The organism is Pseudomonas sp. FP1740 (assembly GCF_030687165.1).
Classification (GTDB): Bacteria; Pseudomonadota; Gammaproteobacteria; order Pseudomonadales; family Pseudomonadaceae; genus Aquipseudomonas.
On record NZ_CP117461.1, the window covers coordinates 2,345,355 to 2,363,779 of the forward strand.

The window sequence follows — 18,425 nt, forward strand, 5'->3', positions numbered from 1 at the left end:
TCGCTCAAGTAGCTGAGCCAATAATGATAAGAAGTCAGTGCACGAGGGACATATAACTGAGGTCGATGGAGACACGTCGGCCTTGTGTGCCCACCTTCAAATCTTTCTGAATGCAGAAACCCGCGGCACGCTGCCTGCGTACCCGTGAACCTGGGTTGCTCATGAATGAAGGTTGGAGGCGGATGGCGTTTATCATAGGTGCTACAAATGTTTAAGAAACTGAACACAGCCCTGCTGGGGCTGGCTTTGTCGATGGGGATCACGTCCGCTTACGCGGAGGCAAAGAAAGTCGATGTGCTGCTCATTGGCGGCGGCATCATGAGTGCAACGCTGGGCGTATGGCTCAATGAGCTGGAACCCGACTTGTCGATGGAAATGGTCGAGCGCCTCGACGGCGTCGCCCAGGAAAGCTCCAACGGCTGGAACAACGCCGGTACCGGTCACTCCGCCCTGGCCGAGCTGAACTACACCCCGGAAGACGACAAGGGCAACGTCCAGATCGCGAAAGCCGTTGAAATCAACGAAGCCTTCCAGATCTCCCGTCAGTTCTGGGCCTGGCAGGTTCAGCAAGGCGTGCTGAAGAACCCGCGTTCGTTCATCAACTCCACTCCGCACATGAGCTTTGTGTGGGGCGATGACAACATCAAGTTCCTGAAAAAGCGCTACGAAGCCCTGCAAGCGAGCCCGCTGTTCGCCGGCATGCAGTACTCCGAAGACCCGGCTGTGATCAAGAAGTGGGTTCCGCTGATGATGGAAGGGCGTGACCCGAACCAGAAAGTCGCGGCCACCTGGAGCCCGATCGGTACCGACATGAACTTTGGCGAGATCACCCGCCAGTTCGTTGCGCACCTGCAAACCACGCCGAAATTCGACTTGAAGCTGTCTAGCGAAGTGCAAGACATCACCAAGAACGCAGACGGCAGCTGGCGCGTCAGCTACAAAAACCTGAAAGACGGCACCAAAACCGAAACCGACGCCAAGTTCGTGTTCATCGGCGCGGGCGGCGGTGCACTGCACCTGCTGCAGAAGTCCGGCATTCCTGAAGCCCAGGAATACGCAGGCTTCCCGGTTGGCGGCTCGTTCCTGGTCACCGATAACCCGACCATTGCCGAACAACACCTGGCCAAGGCCTACGGCAAAGCCTCCGTTGGCGCACCGCCAATGTCGGTTCCGCACCTGGACACCCGTGTCCTGGACGGCAAGCGCGTCATCCTGTTTGGCCCATTCGCGACCTTCAGCACCAAGTTCCTCAAAGAAGGCTCGTACCTGGACCTGCTGACCACCACTACCACACACAACGTGTGGCCAATGACCCGCGTCGGCATCAAGGAATACCCACTGGTCGAGTACCTCGCAGGCCAACTGATGCTGTCTGACGAAGACCGCCTCAACGCCCTGAAAGAATACTTCCCGAACGCCAAAGCCGAAGACTGGCGCCTGTGGCAAGCCGGCCAGCGCGTGCAAATCATCAAGCGTGATGAAGCCGCCGGTGGCGTGCTGAAGCTGGGTACCGAAATCGTTGCTTCCGCTGACGGCACCATCGCCGGCCTGCTGGGCGCATCGCCAGGCGCATCGACTGCCGCACCGATCATGCTGACCGTGCTGCAGAAAGTGTTCAAGGACAAGGTTGCCACCCCAGCCTGGCAGGAAAAACTGCACCAGATCGTGCCTAGCTACGGCACTCAGCTGAACAGCAGCCCTGAGAAAGTGGCTCAAGAGTGGGCTTACACCGCCAAGGTGCTGGAGCTGACTCCGCCGCCGGTGATTGGTCAGGCAGCGGCTCCTGCTGCTCCGGTTGAGAAGCCTAAGGCTGTGAAAGAGAATGCTGCGACGGATATGGCTCTGTAACTAGAGGCCCTGTCAAAAGCCCACTGAACCGGTGACGGTCAGTGGGCTTTTTTGTGGGCGAAAGATCAAAAGATCGCAGCCTTCGGCAGCTCCTACGAGTTCGTGGTGTTTGCGTGTCGTGCCCTGCGCAGATATCGCCGATACAAAACGACACCCATGACAACCGAAAGCAACCCAACCCCCGCATTACCCAAAAGCCAAATTGCAAAGTTCCGACTTTGGTCTGCCTCACTCTTGTAGAACGGCCCAAAGTAGCCAGACACTGCCATGAATATCAAGTTAAACGCTCCAATGGCCAGGGCAACAATAAGAATGACGAACAACGCCCCTTTAATAGTTTTCATATGACCTTCCAAAGAGAGCTTGATCCAAATACAAGCAGTAGTTTTCTGTCGATTAGCTTTAAAGAAGCATCAATGGCTCACCAGCGGCAACATCACCACGAACTCACTTCCCTTACCATTACCCTCGCTCGTGACGGTGACCTTGCCACCGTGTGCTTCGACCAGCTCCCGAACGACGGTCAACCCGATGCCCAAACCGGAGCCGTTGAAACCTATGGCGTGTTCGTCTTGAACATAAGGGTCAAAAATAAAAGGGAGTGCTTTAGCCGAAACGCCGATTCCATTGTCGGAAATACTTATTTTCAGAACGTCGGTCTCTACCGTGGCAGACAGCTTGATTCTGCCTCCGGCCGGAGTGTACTTGGCCGCATTCGCCAGTAGATTGTGGAGAATCTGAGCGAGGCGTCCTGAATCACCATTCACCATCAAGGTGCCATCTGGAAGGTGGACGTCGAACTGCTGCTGTTGCGCGATCATCACAGGACCACACGCATCAACAGCCTCAATCAGAATTTGCATCATGTCGACATCGCGGCGATTGATTCGCAGCTTGCCCGTGCTGGCGCGGGAGACGTCGAGCAGATCGTCGACCAGCTGTGAAATATGCTGTACTTGACTCTCAATCAACTCACGCATTCGCGGCAGTTGGTCGCTGGGCAGTCGAACCATACGCTCTGCAATCATGCTGATAGGTGTTAACGGATTTCGCAGCTCATGGGCCACCATCGCCAGTACGCTTTTCTGCTGGCTCAATGCGCGCTCGGCTGTAGCCTGAAGGTCTTGAGCGCTGAGCGCAGCCATTACCAGCTGCGCATTAGCCTCGCGCAATTGCTGGTACAAACGCTGCTCCTCCAGACGAGGGGGGGGGACAGCGTCTGATTGCGCCAAGAGTATCGCCAGTACCAGCTGCTGATTGGCCTCGATCACTTGCTCGACCTGCTGGGTATTCACCAACCGGCTGCTGGCGTCGCTCAACTGTTTTTGCAGTGCTGCCAGCACCGCGCGTGCCTCAACAGTTTTTTGGCCAAGCAGGAAGAGTTCGTGAGCAGCATTGGCCATCTCACGTTCCTTCTTGCCACCGGCTTTACTCATGAGTCGGGCTCAAACATTTTTATCTCCCGTACGTACCGCTCCTGAACTCTGTTTTGTCGGTCGACCACCGAGCAGCCCCTCCTGGTCCGGCAGCATTTCGCCGATCTGCAGGCCGTTATCGTCGATGTGGTACTGGCGCAACTGATCTGAATGGGCGCTGGCGCGAACCTTGACCACGGCCATGATCCGCAACAAGCGGCTCTCTACTTCAATATAGCGCTGAACGATGATCGCATCGGTGAGAAAGGCGGTGCCGTAAGGACTGAACCGCAGATCGGTGTAGCGGTCTTCCAGCTCGGAGGTCATCAACACACTGACCCCGGCGCCGGTCAGCGCGGTGACCATGCGTGACAGCGACTCGCGGAAGTCATCGCGGAAGGTCGGCGCCAGCGCCAGTTCGAAGCCCGACAGCGAATCGATGACCACGCGGGTGGCTTTCAGCCGGGTGATCTCGCTCAACAGCAACTGCACGATTTCGTCGATGGAGAGGTCCGGGGCCCGGCTGTCCACCAGACCGACCTGGCCACTCTGGATCAGGCCAGCGAGGGTGGCATTCTGGGAGTGATTGGGCCGCTGTTCGAACACCGCGATCACGCCGGTTTCGCCATTGCGCGCGCCTTCAGCGAGAAATGTCGCGGCCAGAATGCTTTTGCCCGAGCCCGACGGCCCGGCTACCAGCAAGGAATAACCACGGGGCAGACCGCCGCCGAGCATCTCGTCGAGCTGCGGCACGCCCATCTTCAGGCGCTTGATAGGGAACTCCAGCGGCGCTTCAACCGGGTTGGGTGCCGCTGGCGCAAAGACCTTGATCCCCGACGTCGCGATGCGGAAGGTATGCAGCCCCGGCAGTGTCGGTTGGCCGCGCATCTTCATGATTTCCATCTTGCGCACCATGGAATTGCGCTGAACGCTTTGACGCAGCCAGATCAGGCCATCGGCCACGGTGAAAATCGGGTTGGTGTCGGTTTCGGTGAAATATTCGCCGATCAGGAAGGTCGTCGCCTGCCAGGTGGTCATCAACATGCCCAGTTGCTGAATGAACTGCGGCAGGTTGTTGTTGGGGTTGTCCTGGGTTTGGCTGGCCAGCACCACCGAACGGAACGAGTCGACGAACACCAGTGACGGAGAGTGCGCCTCCACCTCGCTGACGATGCGCCGCAGCACTTCGTCCAGATTTCCGGCGAGAGTGTCGTTGGCCAGGTTGATATAGCGAATCGAATGGTTGATTGCTTCACTGTCGAAAAAATCGAATTGCTGTTGATAGCGCAGCATCTTCAGCGGCGGCTCGCCAAGCACCGTAAAGAACAGCGCCGGACGTTCGGGCGTCGCCAGGGCAAACATCATCTGGTGAGCGAGGGTGGTCTTGCCGCAGCCGGGAGGGCCGGCGATCAAGTTGAACGAAAACTCCGGCAAACCTCCGCCCAGCACTTCGTCCAATCCTGGCACGCCGGTGGCCAAGCGGTTGATAGTCACTTTGGTGCTCATGGCGAATTTTCCTGCGATGGGGTGTCGCTCAAAGAAGGTTCCCACACGTCACGAAGCAACCGTGCGGTGAGCGAGGGCCCGATCAGCGTGGTCAGCAGTTCGTAGAAGGTGATCAGCATCACTTCACCGAAAAACAACGCATCGGCTTCGCTTTGTTCAACGAGTACGGATTTGAGGGCAGCCAGATCCAGCGCGGCCTGCACGCGGTCATAGGTCCCGGCCAGGCGCGGATGAGCGCAAGTGCAAAGCTGGAGGCTACGGCGGTAAAGCGCGGCAACCCCTTGCGGCCCAATGATGGGCGTGAGGGCTGCGTCCATATCCTGCAAGGTTGAAACGATCGCCTGGGCGACCCTTGCAATGTCCGCGTCGGGGCCAACACGGTGCGCCAGAGAAGCTACGATCTGGCGGCTCTCTTCGCTTAGCGTGGACATGACGGACTAATATCTGATGGACAGAGCCTGATGGTACACCTTATCTCGAGTTTATCGAGACTCAGTCTGAGGCAGCGTTGCAAAAGTAGTCTGATTAGGTTTTTGGGGTCATAGCGGATTGCCAGCGCACGAATACTCGTTTGGGCAGATCGGCCCCGGCCATGGGGTGTACATTCCCCCCTATCGGGTGCCAGCCTTTCGCTATTTCTGTTGAGTCGCGGGGCGAACCGGCATCGCTTGGAAACCCGGGGGTACGGCGAAGTCTGGGCCGGCCGCTTCAATGTCGTCCATTCATCCATTGCTCTGCCTCTACCTTGCTTTGAGGTTGATAGCGTCTTGGCGCGGCTTTATATCCGGTACGTGAAGCCGCATTGCCAGTCGCTCACCGTAAGTTTGCTTTTACCCTCTTCAAACATTCATCCATTGCTCTTTCTTGCACTGCCGATACCTTGATTTGAGGTTGATAGCGTACCGGGATGGCTGTATATCCGGTGCGTGAGGCGGCATTGCCTGTCGATCCCTGTAACTTTGCTTTTTCCTCCTTCAAGCATTCATCCATTGCTCTTTCTTGCTCTGCCGATACATCGATTTGAGGTCTGCTGGTGTCATAACTTGGCGCGTCGTTTTTAATGGTGTCATCCTTCAATGGCTCCAATGAGCTAGTAATGCCGCTTGAACTGTTATCGTCTGTTTTAGTTTCAGTCGCGGCCTGGCTTGAGTTCTGACTGACAGGGTTTTTACTCGATGTAACGGTGTTTGCGGTGGGGGGCTCACTAGCTGTGCCAGGTTTCAGAGGGAGGGTAGCGGGAGCGGAGACGGTGTCTACTCTAACGGTTGGCTTGTTTTTCTTCGTCGACTTGTTACTATTTTTTTGCGTTTTCTTAGCCATTGAAAAAGCGGAGTTTAGTTCTTTTTTGTTCTTGTGAATAAGACTATCGATCGGCACATAGCTAATAATTTGGTTGGGTTTTCTTTTAATATTTGAATTATAAAATTTCACTTGCTTCTGCGTTAGCTGGATATCGGCAACAGGCGACAATCGAATGAGGCCAAAAATCGCCTCGCGAGCAATAGCATATGTCAGTTGATCAAGGCTGTAAGAAGAACTATTGCTGGTTTCTGGTATGGCAGAGGGTGGAGCTATTAATTCAATGGCGCTCTCGTGCTTGGAAAGTATTTTCCCTGACACTAAATCTTTATATGTGTAAATAACATTGCTTTTTGATCGAGCTCCACTCCGGGCGTTGCTTGTAGACACTGAAGATACTTCTGTGCTTATTTCAATGCGGCCGCTGTAATTTCCAAATTCGATAAAGCGATCACTGTTATGGATTTCTTTCTGGGTCGCATTCTTGATGCTATTACCCCAGTTTGACATTTGTAATTCGTCTGAAATGTTCTTGTCTATATCTGCATTTTCTTTGATTTTTATTTCTGCAGGAAGCACAATAATGTCTATGTTGTATGCAAGGTCATAATAGTCAATATCAGGAACAATGCTCTTGTTTCTTTCGCTTGAGACTTCTGAATAATTTCTTATGTTGGCGCAACTCGTCACTCCGAAAAAGCTAAAAGCCAGCACGAGTAAGGCAGTTATTTTTTTTGTCGACATGTTACCCTCCCATAATTATTGATTAAGGGCTTGCGTTGTCGTTGACGCATAACAATGATTGGGCCGAATTCGGCGGTAACGAAATAATAGAAGCCTCTAGATAACTCTGCGCTACCAATTCCGACTTTTTTAAAAGTCTATATAAATCATAGGCCTATATTTCACGCCCAACCCCTCAGCTGTAATCGCGCGACTTCTATTTTTTGACGTCAATATACTGTTGGGTCAGATTGATCCGCAGGCTCGTTAGTTATTCGCTACCCGCCTCGGGGGCTCCGCCAGTGATACTGAATGCCTGCGCTTCCAGACTCGTTTGTATCAACGCAGCCAATTGTCGGGTGGCAGGCGCCAAGTGTTCTGCCCCTCGATAAAGCACATAGCCGAGGGTCGGCAGCGTGGGTAGACCGGCAATCACGGCGAGATGTCCTGGCAGACCAATGCGGGTTCGCACGGTGAGGCCCAAACCGGCCGCAACGGCCGCCCAGATTCCACCAACGCTGGGGCTGGTCAGCGCGATTCGCCAGGGAATCCGCACCTCATCCAGTGCCTGGGTGGCCGCGCTGCGTAACACGCAAGGGGCGTCGAACATGATCAATGGCAGGGGGGAATCGACAGAACCGCTGATGGGGGGCGTGTCACGAGGCCCGATCCAGTGCATCTGTGTTTCACCCAGGCGCGTGGCGTAGGGGGACTTGTGCCCTGTGTCCCAAGACAGGGCCAGGTCAAGGCCACCGCTGTCAATCAATGCAAGCAGTTCGGTATTACGTGCGATCCTGACTTCGAGGCTCACCATCGGGTACATCTTGACGTAGCGTCGCAGAATGTCGCTGAGAAAGTGTTCGCCAAAGTCTTCCTGAAGCCCGAGGCGTACCGTGGCGGCGGTCTGGCTTTCGTGGAGGGTCTGGAAAATGCTGTCGTTCAGTTCAAGCAGTCGGCGTGCATGGCTGAGCAGGGTTTCACCCACCGGCGTCAACACCAGCCCTCGACCGGATTTTGACAGCACTGGCGTGCCTACCTGTTCCTCAAGCTTCTTGAGTTGTGCGCTCACGGCAGACGTCGAGCGATTGAGCCGATCTGCCGCCTTGGCAAAGCTGTTGAACTCCACGCCGGTCACGAAAGTACGCAGCACATCAAGATCGAAGGTCGGACGGCGCATCGAATCATCCATTAATTCGGGACTAAGGCCGCTATTAAATCTGATATTCGGAATGATCGCGACTTGATAGTTTTCCCCTGTCAGTTGGATTTTCAGGAGTAGGTCTTAATGCCATTTGCACGTATTTCACTGCACCGGGGAAAGTCTGCCGAGTATTTACAGGCCCTCTCAGAAGGGCTGCACGACGCCTTGGTAGAAAGCTTCGAAGTGCCGATGGCTGATCGATTCCAGGTCATTCACCAACATGAAACGGGCGAGCTGATCTTTGATCCCGACTACCTGGGCGGTCCTCGTAGTGATGACTTTGTGCTGATCGCGATTACTGCCGGTCGCCCTCGAGACATCGAGACGAAACAGCGTTTCTATCGCAACCTGGTCGAGAGACTGGGCCGAGCGCCGGGCATCGATTCTGAGGACGTGATGGTGGTGATTACCACGACAGCGGCAGATGAGTGGTCGTTTGGTGGCGGGCGGGGCAACTAGTTTTTGCTCTCAAGCCTGTATTCCGTAAATGTGGGCTATCTGTGTCTATCGGCAGCGTGGCCCGATTGATAGGGTCCGTACTCACTCCACGTTGATGAGGCAATAATGGACCTTACCGCCATCCCCTTTGGGACTACCGATTGGTCGAAGATTGAACCGGTCGAACATGCCGGCCAGACGGGCATGGCCTATTGGCGGACCTGCCAGTTTGGTTCGATACGTGTGCGGATGGTTGAATACAGCCCCGGATATCTGGCCGATCACTGGTGCTGGAGAGGTCATATCCTGTTGTGCCTGGAAGGCGAGTTACACACAGAACTGGAAGATGGCCGCCAGTTCACGCTGACTGCCGGAATGAGCTATCAGGTGGGCAACGATGCCGAGGGACATCGCTCGTTTACCACTAGCGGTGCGAAGTTGTTCATTGTGGATTGATGCGTCGGTTTACGTCCGCTAACGGTAATGCAATGTATGCACAGATGAATATTCGGAGTGCGACTCACACTCTCGAAATCGTCAATGTTTTTAAGCCATTTGGCGTTTGAATATGCGCGAGCAGATGGGGTGTTAAAGCATTTTTGAGCGCATGAAGATAAACCGGACCAGAAAAGTTTATGGCCGTCAGAATAGCTTTGACTCTTTCCGGATCCGTATGGAAGACGTCCAATGCCAGCAGAGAACAGCCTTTATCCTGGAGTGCGCTCGCGGGATGAGTCCCATGTCCCCATTGAATTATGGTGGGGGCTGATCCTGCCAAGGGAAGGCCTCCGTCCTTCGGTATCGTTATTTGCCAGGACAATGTTCCTCGTGTCATGGGTTCGACAACCCCGACGATGTCGTGGCAGGAATCACTAATATTGTGGATATCGTCGGTCCGTGCAACCCATGTCGCCAGGCGCGCCGGCGAGTTGGGAGTAAGTTGATCAAGGCCGAACCAGCGAGGTCGGTCCGGGCATTTGGCTGATGGGTCCACGGCAATCACTTCCAGGTAGAGCTGGGGGCCAAGGCGAAGCAACCTGTTGTGGGTGCCCATGCGTGGATGGGCACCGCCCTGTTGAAGGTCGACACCTAGCAAGTCAGTGACGAACGCGCAGCCTGTATCGAGGTCCGGCGCCACGATAACAAGGTGATCGATAGTGCTTTTCACGTACTCAGCTCCTTCAATGGATTTTTATCAAGCGATTGTTTCGATCACCGACTGGCTTTTAAAGCCCCAACTCCAAGGCCAGCAAATCCGACAATGGCTGCGGGCGTCGAATCAATCTAGCTTGCCCTTGCTCGATCAACACTTCGGGCAACAGTGGCCGGCTGTTGTAGTTGGATGACATCGAGGCACCGTACGCGCCGGTATCGTGCATGACCAGCAAGTCGCCAACCTGCGCTTCAGGTAGCAAACGGGGTGTGACCCCCTGTTCATCCTGCGTGAAAATATCACCGGATTCGCACAAGGGACCTCCCACTGCATAGAGGTGCTCCGGACGACTGACCGGGACACCCTGGGAGTCCAGCAAGGTCATGTGGTGATAGGCGCCATAGAGGGCTGGTCGCATCAGGTCATTAAAGCCGGCATTCACCAGGACGAAGTTTCGATTGCCCACTTTTTTTACCGCACGGACTTCGGTGACCAAATAGCCTGACTCGGCTACCAGGAATCGGCCTGGCTCGATCTCCATCCGTACCGGGTGAGCGAGAAAAGCCTCGATGTCCTGTTTGGCCTGGCGCCAGGCGTTCGCATAACGCTGGATATCCACCGGCTCATCCCCCACACGATAAGGTGTGGAAAGCCCCCCGCCGATGGAGAATGCTTCGATATCGTGGTCGAGTGCCTTCACGGCCGAGACCATTGCGTAGCCCACTTGCTCAAGGTGTACGTAATCCACACCGGAACCGATATGCATGTGCAATCCCACCAGTTTCAGTCCGAATTGCCGAATCACGCTGAGGGCTTCCTGAACCTGACCATGCCAGATTCCATGCTTGCTGTTTTCACCACCGGTATTGGTCTTGCGGCTGTGGCCGTGGCCGAACCCAGGATTGATCCGCAGCCAGACGCGATGGCCCGCAGACTGTTGGCCCAATTGACGGAGCATATCAATCGAGCCGGTATTGACCTCAATGTTCAGTTCGACGACGCGTCGCAATGTCGCTTCATCGAACAGATCACAGGTCAGAACAATACCCGCCGGGTCACCTGCTGGGCTGTATCCAGCGAGCAGCGCCCGCTCGATTTCACCCAGTGATACGGCATCGATCCGCACGCCTTGTTCGCGGATCAACCGGAGAATATGCAGGTTCGAGCAGGCTTTTTGCGCATATCGAATGACATCGAAGCCTTGCAGTTGGTCGATGCGTGCCCTGATGGTCTGGGCGTCATAACACCAGAGCGGGGTGCCGTGCTGTCTCGCAGTCTCGGCTAATGGCAGGAAAACGGAATGATTGGGCATGGAGGTATTCAATCTGAAGTAAAGAGAGAAGCCATCATGTCGACCATTCTGTATTCAATAAAATATCTATTCTTTGCTGGTCGATTCAGTTTTGATATGGGACTTGATCAACTGGCGGAGGCCAGATGTGGGAATTTCCATACGGCATATCGAAGTCTTCCGCGCCATCATGCAGGCAGGGAGCGTCACCGGCGCAGCGCGTTTACTATTTACTTCCCAACCCACGATCAGCCGAGAACTGGCGCGGCTTGAAAGTATCTCTGGCCTTCGGCTGTTTGACCGAGAGGGAGGGAGACTGGTACCGACGGCTCAGGCCATTATGCTGTTCGAAGAGGTAGAACAGTCCTACATTGGGTTGGAACGAATCAACAGCGTTGCACAATCGATTCGTCGCTTCGAACATGGCCAACTGAGCATTGCCTGTCTTCCGATGTTGTCCCAGACCTTGTTGCCCAAGGCCTGTAAGCACTTTCAGCAACGGCATGTCGGCATAGGCTTGAGCATTGCTGCACAGGAATCCCCCTTACTGGAAGAGTCACTCAGCGCCCAGCGTTACGACCTCGGACTGACCGAAGGTGAGCATGTACCTCGAGGCACCCAAGGGGAATTGCTCTTTTGTTCCGACATGGTCTGCATACTTCCAGAGGGTCACCCTTTGCTGTCCAGGTCACTCCTCGTAATGGAAGACTTTTGCGGTGTCGATTTCATCAACTTTTCGGGTCTGGATATCTATCGTCAGACGCTCGATGAGCACTTTCGCCGGGCCGGAGTCGATCGGCATACCGTCATCGAAACAACCAACGCCACATCGGTCTGCGCCATGGTCAGGCAACAGTTGGGGGTAGCGATTATCAACCCGTTGACTGCCGTGGAGGAGTCAGGCAGAGGATTGGCCATTCGGCCGATCAGCGTGTCTATTCCCTATCGCGTTATGTTGATCAGGCCTGACTATCGACCCTCGTCAATCTTCGTCGACGCCTTCTGCAGCTCGTTGAAAGATGAGGCGTTGTGTCTCACCCATACACTCGACAAGAGATTAGAGAGCGCCAATTGAAGAGTCGTAGCTACAAAAGATCAAAAGATCGCAGCCTTCGGCAGCTCCTACGCGGTCCTGTGTAAAAACACCTTCCGCGCAGATGAGTCAGGCAGGGTGCCAAAGCAAACAAGGGATATCGAGTGATTACGTCAACGGGCGAACTGACGATACGTCAGATATCAGCACTTCCTCCGGAAATCCTGGTACTGGAAGCGGAGGCCGTTACAGAGGGTTTCAGGTTTCTCACACGCTTGGTTGCAGATTGGAAAAACGGGTCGAATCGATTCGACCAACCAGGTGAATGTCTTTTGGGAGCCTTCCGCAACGGACAACTGATTGCCATCGGTGGTCTTTCATATGATCCATATGCCAGGTCGGATACCGGGAGGCTACGGAGGGTATACGTCGCGCGTGCATCAAGGGGGCAGAACGTGGGTAAAGCTCTGGTACAGCAGCTTCTGGAATATGCGGCTCAGAGATTCCGTGTTGTGCGCCTATCCACGGATACACCTGAGGGATCGGCATTTTACCTTCGCTGCGGGTTTCAACAGATACACGATGATTTTGCGACTCATGTGAAATCATTAGCAGATGCCACATAGCCAGGGCGACGTGTTTAAGATCAAAAGATCGTCCGAACGCGGCCCGAGCCTTCGGCAGCTCCTACAGGGGCGTGAATCGCGGATCTGATCCGTATTTTTCTCGACTATCTGCATCTGTAATGGGATCAGTCTGCGGCTCACAATGACGGCACGGTCAGCAGTGGCGGTAACCGCTGCACCGCAAACTCATAGCGTAGGAGGCCCCATGGGCAAGATGGCAATTTTCCTGGGTGGATTTCTGGTGTTGACCATTTTGATTGGCGCGCTGGCCACGATTTCTCCCGTTTAGTCTCGTCCTGCGATCAGCAAAAAGCACAACGCCTCCACACTGGGAGGCGTTGGTTTTCTTCGGACAAGCTGATGGCAGAGGGGGGCAAGACTGCTTCAACGAATATGCTTGGAATAGGCCGCCTTAAGTGCCTCGGATACAAGGGCAATCAGTATCGGGGTAGAGCTGGACTGCATGTCTCTGCCAATGTCAGTTCGCCGTTCCAGCACTTTGCCAGCGTATTTGGATGCCTGGCCTTCAGACGTGAGTGATAACAGCTCTTCTTCAGTAAAAGACTTCTCATAAGCCGCAGCAAGATTTTGATTCCATTTCGGCTGGTACTGCGGAAGTAGCGCGTCAATTTCGCTCGATACGGCACTGTATGCTTTTTCACTCCCTAACTTTTCAATGAGCATCGCAAAGGTTTGGGTTTTCTTTGCCGCCAACAGTGCCAGTGTTGGCAGGCTGTCACCCACATGGGTTTGAGCAACAAAAGCGAGCGCTGTCTTATGCGCAAGTACTTCAGCCGTGACCGTGGTGGACAACACGATGGGCGCTACGAATGCGACCGCGACACAAAAAGACCTCATCAATTGATCTGGCTCCTTCGGTTCGCCACGTCGGTGATGCGCCACTGCGATCGGTGGTTTAATCGCAATGACACAGAGAACCCTAGTTGGGAAAAACCTTTGTCGCTAGTGCTTCGGTTCCACTTGGGATTGAGCCTGAGGCCAAGCAATAAAAAGCCCACTGAACCAGTAACGGTCGGTGGGCTTTTTTCACGCTGGATTGAGCGCCAGCATCACCTCAGATCAAACCGATCCAGATTCATCACCTTGACCCAGGCTGCCACGAAGTCTTTCACAAACTTCTCCTTCGCGTCGTTGCTGGCATAAACCTCAGCCAACGCCCTCAGCTGGGCATTCGAGCCAAACACCAGATCAACACGCGTCCCTGTCCATTTGAGATCGCCGGTTTTGCGGTCGCGTCCCTCGAACTCTTCATTGGCCTCTGACACCGGTTTCCATTCCACGCCCATGTCGAGCAGGTTTTTGAAGAAGTCGTTGGTCAACGCTCCCGGTTGCTTCGTGAACACGCCGTGTTGGGTTTGGCCGACGTTGGTGTTCAGCACGCGCAGGCCACCAATGAGCACGGTCATTTCCGGCGCGGTGAGGGTCAGCAGCTGGGTCTTGTCGATCAGCAGGGCCTCGGCCGGTACGCTGTAGCGGGTTTTGAGGTAGTTGCGGAAGCCATCGGCGGCGGGTTCGAGGTAGCCGAAGGATTCAACGTCCGTTTGCTCTTGCGAGGTGTCCATGCGTCCCGGTGTGAAAGGCACCGTGATGGTATGGCCGGCATTTTTTGCCGCTTGTTCGACGCCGGCACAACCGGCCAGCACGATCAGGTCGGCCAGGGAGATTTTCTTGCCGCCGGTTTGCGCGCTGTTGAACTCGTTCTGGATGCTTTCGAGTTTCGCCAACACGCTCGCCAGTTGCTCAGGCTGGTTGACCTGCCAGGATTTCTGCGGGGCCAGACGCAGGCGTCCGCCGTTGGCGCCGCCACGTTTGTCGGAGCCGCGGAAGGTGGAAGCCGCTGCCCAGGCGGTCGACACCAGTTGCGAGACGGTCAGGCCGCTGGCCAGGAGCTTGCCTTTGAGAGCGGCGATGTCACTGTCGTTGACTAAGGCATGGTCGACCGGTGGGATCGGGTCTTGCCACAGGAGTACTTCGTTGGGCATTTCCGGGCCGAGGTAGCGGGAGAGGGGGCCCATGTCGCGGTGGATCAGTTTGAACCAGGCGCGGGCGAAGGCGTCGGCCAACTGGTCCGGATTGGCGAGGAAGCGCCGCGAAATCGGTTCATAGATCGGGTCGAATCGCAGTGACAGGTCCGTGGTCAGCATGGTCGGATTACGCCGCTTGGACGGGTCGTGAGCATCTGGAATGATGCCCGCGCCAGCACCGCCTTTTGCCGTCCACTGGTTTGCACCCGCCGGGCTCTTGGTCAGCTCCCACTCGAAGCCGAACAGGTTTTCCAGGTAGTTGTTGCTCCATTTGGTGGGCGTGGTGGTCCAGGTCACTTCCAGGCCGCTGGTGATGGTGTCGCCGCCTTTACCGCTGCCGAATTTGCTCTTCCAGCCCAGGCCCTGTTGTTCGAGACCCGCGGCTTCGGGCTCGGCACCGACGTTGTCGGCAGGGCCGGCGCCGTGGGTTTTGCCGAAAGCGTGGCCGCCAGCGATCAGCGCCACGGTTTCTTCGTCATTCATTGCCATGCGCCCGAAGGTTTCGCGGATATCTATCGCCGCAGCGACCGGGTCCGGGTTGCCTTCCGGGCCTTCGGGGTTGACGTAGATCAGGCCCATTTGCACGGCGGCGAGCGGGTTCTCCAGGTTGCGTCCGCCCTCGGTGCGGCTGTCCTCATTTTTCCCCGGCTCAGCGACGAGAGGGCCTTCGCCGGGTTCTTGCATGGGTTCTTTTTTGTCTTTTTCGTAGCGGGTGTCACCTGCCAGCCACTTGTTTTCGGAGCCCCAGTAGACGGCCTCATCCGGTTCCCAGACGTCTGGCCGGCCGCCGGAAAAGCCAAAGGTCTTGAAGCCCATCGACTCCAGTGCGACGTTGCCGGTGAGGACGATCAGGTCAGCCCAGGAGATATTGCGACCGTACTTTTGCTTGATCGGCCAAAGCAGCCGGCGCGCCTTGTCGAGGCTGACGTTGTCCGGCCAGCTGTTGAGCGGGGCGAAGCGCTGCTGACCGGAGCCGGCACCGCCACGACCGTCACCGACGCGGTAGGTGCCGGCGGCGTGCCAGGCCATGCGAATAAACAGTGGCCCATAGTGACCGAAGTCCGCAGGCCACCAGTCTTGTGAATCAGTCATCAGTGCATGCAGGTCTTGCTTGACCGCCGCAAAGTCCAGTTTTTTGAACGCTTCGGCGTAGTTGTAACCCTCGTCCGTGGGGTCGGCCAGCCGCGAGTTCTGGTGCAGGATCTTCAGATTCAGTTGGTTCGGCCACCAATCGCGGTTCGTCGTGCCACCGCCAGCGGCGGCGTGATTGAACGGGCATTTCGATTCATTTGCCATGTGTGCGCTACCTTTGGTCGTGTTCATCCGGCTATCCGGCCCGGGGTTGGGCACGCAATAGCGACGAGCGGAATCAATGACATAGGCTGCAGCCGTGCGATCAATTGATCGTCGTGGTCACACGGGAAATCCGGATAGCGGCAATCGAGTTGCCAGCACGGTGGCCCACGGCAAGCCTAGTACGTTTCCTGACTCATTCGTATCTCTTCTCAGGTCTCAACCGGCCGGCTGACGCCAGCGCTCCAGTAAGGTTAGACGCCTATAAAGCAGTCAGCTAATAGGGGGAGTATTGGGAGGTGATAGGGATAGTCTTTTATCTGAGCCGTCGAGATGGAGTCGCTGTTACGCGTTTCTTTTATCCAGCGCCGGCAAAACGTAATCTGTCGCATCGACCTTTGGATGGAACCAAACCAATGCTGCTAACCCACCGCCCCGTCAGTGCTGAAGACGTGTTGACGATTTGCGACTTTCCTCAAACTCCCCAAGAGCTTTTTTTCATGTTCCCGAAGGCGCAGTACCCGCTGACGGAAGCTCAGTTGCTTGCATCAATAGCTCAACGCTCGGACTCAACGGTGGTTGAAGGGGATAATGCGGTTGTCGGTTTTGCTAACTTTTATTCGTTTGAGCGCGATGGCGTTTGCGCGATCGGCAATGTGATCGTTTCACCCAAGGCTCGGGGGAAAGGTGTCGCGAGGTTTTTGGTGGAAACGATGGTGGGGCTGGCGTTTGAACGTCATCGGGCAAGCGAAGTGCAGCTTTCGTGCTTCAACGAGAACACAGCGGGGCTGCTTTTGTATCCGCAGCTCGGGTTTGTGCCGTTTGGGGTTGAGGAGCGGGTGTCGCAGGATGGGCGCCGTGTCGCCCTGATACACATGCGAAAGACAAGCAAGTAGGACGATGGCGGCAGGTCTGAGGGGAAAATCAACTTCGCATTCGTTCCGTGTCTTGTTTAAGGAACGAGCCGAAAAGGCGAGTGAGGTCACGTATGATGGGCCTTTTTCGTTGACCGCCACCCAAGGATCCACCCGATGTCTTTAAGCAAACGCGATCAGGCACACATCGAACGTCGCCTGGTCGCCACTCTGACCGAGGCGTGCGAAACAGCCAAAGCAGAAATAGTCGGGTTTTGCTGGTTGACCCACGAAATCGATTACGACGCCTTTCCATCCAGCCTGCGGGTGATTTGGGTCTTCGATACCCTGGCCCATAAGGATCAGGCGCTGGCGAGCGGGCAGGGCGAGCGCATGGTCGAACTGACGGCCGTAGCATTAAATGAAGCGGACGTTCTCGTCAGCCCCGTCGCGGCCCATGTGCAGTTTGATTCTGAAGAACAATGTCAGCGCGCCAATGGCGGCAACTGGCAGCAACGCCTGGCGCCCAAGCGCTCGACGCGGGGTTGAAACGTGGCCAAGGATATCGAAAATCCGTGTATTTCCGTTTGCCAGCTCAGTGGTGAGCTGTGTGTCAGTTGTGGTCGCACCAAGGATGACATCAGAAAATGGAAACGCATGAAGCGTCCGGAAAAAATGGCGGCGGCGCAACGGGCGAGTGTGCGGTTGAAAGGGCTTCAGAAAAGGAAGGGTTGAGGGTTCCTCAGGGCCGCGCACAAACCTCTCGAACACATTCACGTAGCCAGCGATGCGCCGAGTCGGCATCCATCCGTGGATGCCAGAGCATCGAAATGGTGATTGGCGGCAGCTCGAACGGCAGATCGAAACTGTGCAGGCCGGCACGCAAGTTTCGGGTGTGTCGGGCGGGTGCGGTGGCGATCAGGTCCGAGGCGCGAGCCAGCGCCAGGGCGGCCGAGAAACCGCCGACGACGGTGACGATCTCCCGCTGCAGTCCCAGCGCTTCCAACACTTCATCCATCGGCCCCTTATCGAGCCCGCGCCGTGAGACCAGGATGTGCCGGCCAGCGGCATAACGGGAGGCAGTGATCTCGCCCTCGCTCAGCGGATGCCCCGTGCGAACGACGCCCACGAAACGATCCTCGAACAATGCACGGGTGCGCACTTCCGGGCTGGTCGTGCCGCCGACCACACCGGTTTCCAGGTCAACGGTACCGTCGCGAAGTGCGGCGCTGTCCTTGCTCAGCTTCTGCACAAAGTGCAAACGCACGCCGGGGGCTTCCTCGCCGACGCGGGCGATCAGCGCCGGGCCGAAGTTTTCGACGAAACCGTCACTGGTGCGCAGCGTGAATGTTCGAACCAGTTGCTTGAGGTCGAGCTGTTCGGCGGGGCGCAAAACCGCTTCGGCGTCTTGCACCAATCGACTGACGTGTTCGCGCAATTCGAGCGCTCGGGGCGTTGGCACCAGGCCGCGTCCGGCCCGGACCAGCAGCGGGTCGCCCGTGGTTTCGCGCAACCGCGCCAACGCCCGGCTCATGGCCGACGGGCTCAGCCGCAGTCGTTGGGCGGCGCGGGCGACGCTGCCTTCGGCGAGCAGCACGTCCAGGGTAATCAGCAGATTGAGATCGGGAGTGGTCATGCCGCAACGTTAGCACGGCGCGGGGCTGACATGGCGTCAAACGCATCTATCAAGTGCAAATGCT

General features: G+C 56.1%; 19 protein-coding genes. 8 read left to right on the forward strand and 11 right to left on the reverse strand.

The genetic code is table 11. The annotated features are described in order from the left end of the window. Positions 1–207 precede the first annotated feature (207 nt). Positions 208–1,848 carry a malate dehydrogenase (quinone) gene (gene mqo / locus PSH69_RS10545; protein WP_305411935.1) on the forward strand — a complete coding sequence of 547 codons (1,641 nt, stop codon included), beginning with the start codon at positions 208–210 and terminating at the stop codon, positions 1,846–1,848. Positions 1,849–1,940: 92 nt separating this feature from the next. Here the strand turns inward: mqo and PSH69_RS10550 are convergent, their stop codons facing one another. The 6 genes from PSH69_RS10550 to PSH69_RS10575 all read right to left on the reverse strand — a co-directional run bounded on the left by PSH69_RS10550 (position 1,941) and on the right by PSH69_RS10575 (position 7,968). Then, entirely contained in the window at positions 1,941–2,192 is a 252-nt protein-coding gene (locus PSH69_RS10550; protein WP_305411936.1) for a hypothetical protein, read from the reverse strand. A gap of 69 nt (positions 2,193–2,261) precedes the next feature. Then, entirely contained in the window at positions 2,262–3,284 is a 1,023-nt protein-coding gene (locus tag PSH69_RS10555; protein ID WP_305411937.1) for a sensor histidine kinase KdpD, read from the reverse strand. 9 nt (positions 3,285–3,293) lie between these two features. Next, positions 3,294–4,769, reverse strand: coding sequence for an ATPase domain-containing protein (locus PSH69_RS10560; protein WP_305411938.1), 1,476 nt, complete (start codon positions 4,767–4,769; stop codon positions 3,294–3,296). After that, the gene (locus PSH69_RS10565) at positions 4,766–5,200 is read right to left on the reverse strand and encodes a hypothetical protein (protein ID WP_225602876.1); all 435 of its coding nucleotides are present in this window, start codon (positions 5,198–5,200) and stop codon (positions 4,766–4,768) included. The genes PSH69_RS10560 and PSH69_RS10565 overlap by 4 nt, the downstream gene beginning before the upstream one ends. 382 nt (positions 5,201–5,582) lie before the next feature. Then, the gene (locus tag PSH69_RS10570; RefSeq protein WP_305411939.1) at positions 5,583–6,812 is read right to left on the reverse strand and encodes a hypothetical protein; all 1,230 of its coding nucleotides are present in this window, start codon (positions 6,810–6,812) and stop codon (positions 5,583–5,585) included. 250 nt (positions 6,813–7,062) lie between these two features. Then, positions 7,063–7,968, reverse strand: a complete 906-nt coding sequence (locus PSH69_RS10575; RefSeq protein ID WP_305411940.1) for a LysR substrate-binding domain-containing protein — start codon at positions 7,966–7,968, stop codon at positions 7,063–7,065. A 108-nt stretch (positions 7,969–8,076) separates the two neighbouring features. Between PSH69_RS10575 and PSH69_RS10580 the strand changes: the two genes are divergently transcribed. Together PSH69_RS10580 and PSH69_RS10585 are read left to right on the forward strand one after the other, a co-directional pair. After that, the gene (locus PSH69_RS10580; RefSeq protein WP_305411941.1) at positions 8,077–8,451 is read left to right on the forward strand and encodes a tautomerase family protein; all 375 of its coding nucleotides are present in this window, start codon (positions 8,077–8,079) and stop codon (positions 8,449–8,451) included. A 105-nt stretch (positions 8,452–8,556) separates the two neighbouring features. Next, positions 8,557–8,886, forward strand: a complete 330-nt coding sequence (locus PSH69_RS10585; protein ID WP_305411942.1) for a DHCW motif cupin fold protein — start codon at positions 8,557–8,559, stop codon at positions 8,884–8,886. A 64-nt stretch (positions 8,887–8,950) separates the two neighbouring features. On the opposite strand, the gene PSH69_RS10590 is transcribed toward PSH69_RS10585, so the two are convergent. Then, positions 8,951–9,598, reverse strand: a complete 648-nt coding sequence (locus tag PSH69_RS10590) for a VOC family protein (RefSeq protein ID WP_305411943.1) — start codon at positions 9,596–9,598, stop codon at positions 8,951–8,953. Between the two features lie 58 nt (positions 9,599–9,656). Further along, the gene (gene lysA / locus PSH69_RS10595; protein WP_305411945.1) at positions 9,657–10,895 is read right to left on the reverse strand and encodes a diaminopimelate decarboxylase; all 1,239 of its coding nucleotides are present in this window, start codon (positions 10,893–10,895) and stop codon (positions 9,657–9,659) included. Positions 10,896–11,022: 127 nt separating this feature from the next. Here lysA and PSH69_RS10600 point away from each other — a divergent pair, with 127 nt between their 5' ends. Beyond that, the gene (locus tag PSH69_RS10600) at positions 11,023–11,949 is read left to right on the forward strand and encodes a LysR family transcriptional regulator (protein WP_111453763.1); all 927 of its coding nucleotides are present in this window, start codon (positions 11,023–11,025) and stop codon (positions 11,947–11,949) included. Positions 11,950–12,071: 122 nt separating this feature from the next. Then, positions 12,072–12,533: a GNAT family N-acetyltransferase gene (locus tag PSH69_RS10605; RefSeq protein WP_305411946.1), complete on the forward strand. Its 462-nt coding sequence runs from the start codon at positions 12,072–12,074 to the stop codon at positions 12,531–12,533. A 384-nt stretch (positions 12,534–12,917) separates the two neighbouring features. On the opposite strand, the gene PSH69_RS10610 is transcribed toward PSH69_RS10605, so the two are convergent. Further along, positions 12,918–13,349 (reverse strand): hypothetical protein, encoded by a 432-nt coding sequence (locus PSH69_RS10610; RefSeq protein WP_305411947.1) that lies wholly within the window; start codon positions 13,347–13,349, stop codon positions 12,918–12,920. Between the two features lie 254 nt (positions 13,350–13,603). Then, positions 13,604–15,901 carry a catalase/peroxidase HPI gene (katG, locus tag PSH69_RS10615; protein ID WP_305411948.1) on the reverse strand — a complete coding sequence of 766 codons (2,298 nt, stop codon included), beginning with the start codon at positions 15,899–15,901 and terminating at the stop codon, positions 13,604–13,606. A 386-nt stretch (positions 15,902–16,287) separates the two neighbouring features. Here katG and PSH69_RS10620 point away from each other — a divergent pair, with 386 nt between their 5' ends. The 3 genes from PSH69_RS10620 to PSH69_RS10630 all read left to right on the forward strand — a co-directional run bounded on the left by PSH69_RS10620 (position 16,288) and on the right by PSH69_RS10630 (position 17,460). Further along, positions 16,288–16,767 (forward strand): GNAT family N-acetyltransferase, encoded by a 480-nt coding sequence (locus tag PSH69_RS10620; RefSeq protein ID WP_096480712.1) that lies wholly within the window; start codon positions 16,288–16,290, stop codon positions 16,765–16,767. Positions 16,768–16,902: 135 nt separating this feature from the next. Continuing rightward, positions 16,903–17,274 carry a hypothetical protein gene (locus tag PSH69_RS10625; RefSeq protein WP_305411950.1) on the forward strand — a complete coding sequence of 124 codons (372 nt, stop codon included), beginning with the start codon at positions 16,903–16,905 and terminating at the stop codon, positions 17,272–17,274. 3 nt (positions 17,275–17,277) lie between these two features. After that, positions 17,278–17,460 (forward strand): DUF1289 domain-containing protein, encoded by a 183-nt coding sequence (locus PSH69_RS10630; protein ID WP_081626539.1) that lies wholly within the window; start codon positions 17,278–17,280, stop codon positions 17,458–17,460. 7 nt (positions 17,461–17,467) lie between these two features. Here the strand turns inward: PSH69_RS10630 and PSH69_RS10635 are convergent, their stop codons facing one another. After that, complete coding sequence (locus tag PSH69_RS10635; protein ID WP_305411951.1) at positions 17,468–18,361, reverse strand: LysR family transcriptional regulator; 894 nt, start codon at positions 18,359–18,361, stop codon at positions 17,468–17,470. Positions 18,362–18,425: the final 64 nt, after the last annotated feature.

Excerpts from the sequence above, each read along its gene's own strand:
- mqo (WP_305411935.1), top strand. The coding sequence starts at position 208 with ATGTTTAAGAAACTGAACACAGCCCTGCTGGGGCTGGCTTTGTCGATG.
- PSH69_RS10550 (WP_305411936.1), bottom strand. The coding sequence starts at position 2,192 with ATGAAAACTATTAAAGGGGCGTTGTTCGTCATTCTTATTGTTGCCCTG.
- PSH69_RS10555 (WP_305411937.1), bottom strand. The coding sequence starts at position 3,284 with ATGAGTAAAGCCGGTGGCAAGAAGGAACGTGAGATGGCCAATGCTGCT.
- PSH69_RS10560 (WP_305411938.1), bottom strand. The coding sequence starts at position 4,769 with ATGAGCACCAAAGTGACTATCAACCGCTTGGCCACCGGCGTGCCAGGA.
- PSH69_RS10565 (WP_225602876.1), bottom strand. The coding sequence starts at position 5,200 with ATGTCCACGCTAAGCGAAGAGAGCCGCCAGATCGTAGCTTCTCTGGCG.
- PSH69_RS10570 (WP_305411939.1), bottom strand. The coding sequence starts at position 6,812 with ATGTCGACAAAAAAAATAACTGCCTTACTCGTGCTGGCTTTTAGCTTT.
- PSH69_RS10575 (WP_305411940.1), bottom strand. The coding sequence starts at position 7,968 with ATGCGCCGTCCGACCTTCGATCTTGATGTGCTGCGTACTTTCGTGACC.
- PSH69_RS10580 (WP_305411941.1), top strand. The coding sequence starts at position 8,077 with ATGCCATTTGCACGTATTTCACTGCACCGGGGAAAGTCTGCCGAGTAT.
- PSH69_RS10585 (WP_305411942.1), top strand. The coding sequence starts at position 8,557 with ATGGACCTTACCGCCATCCCCTTTGGGACTACCGATTGGTCGAAGATT.
- lysA (WP_305411945.1), bottom strand. The coding sequence starts at position 10,895 with ATGCCCAATCATTCCGTTTTCCTGCCATTAGCCGAGACTGCGAGACAG.
- katG (WP_305411948.1), bottom strand. The coding sequence starts at position 15,901 with ATGAACACGACCAAAGGTAGCGCACACATGGCAAATGAATCGAAATGC.
- PSH69_RS10620 (WP_096480712.1), top strand. The coding sequence starts at position 16,288 with ATGCTGCTAACCCACCGCCCCGTCAGTGCTGAAGACGTGTTGACGATT.
- PSH69_RS10625 (WP_305411950.1), top strand. The coding sequence starts at position 16,903 with ATGTCTTTAAGCAAACGCGATCAGGCACACATCGAACGTCGCCTGGTC.
- PSH69_RS10635 (WP_305411951.1), bottom strand. The coding sequence starts at position 18,361 with ATGACCACTCCCGATCTCAATCTGCTGATTACCCTGGACGTGCTGCTC.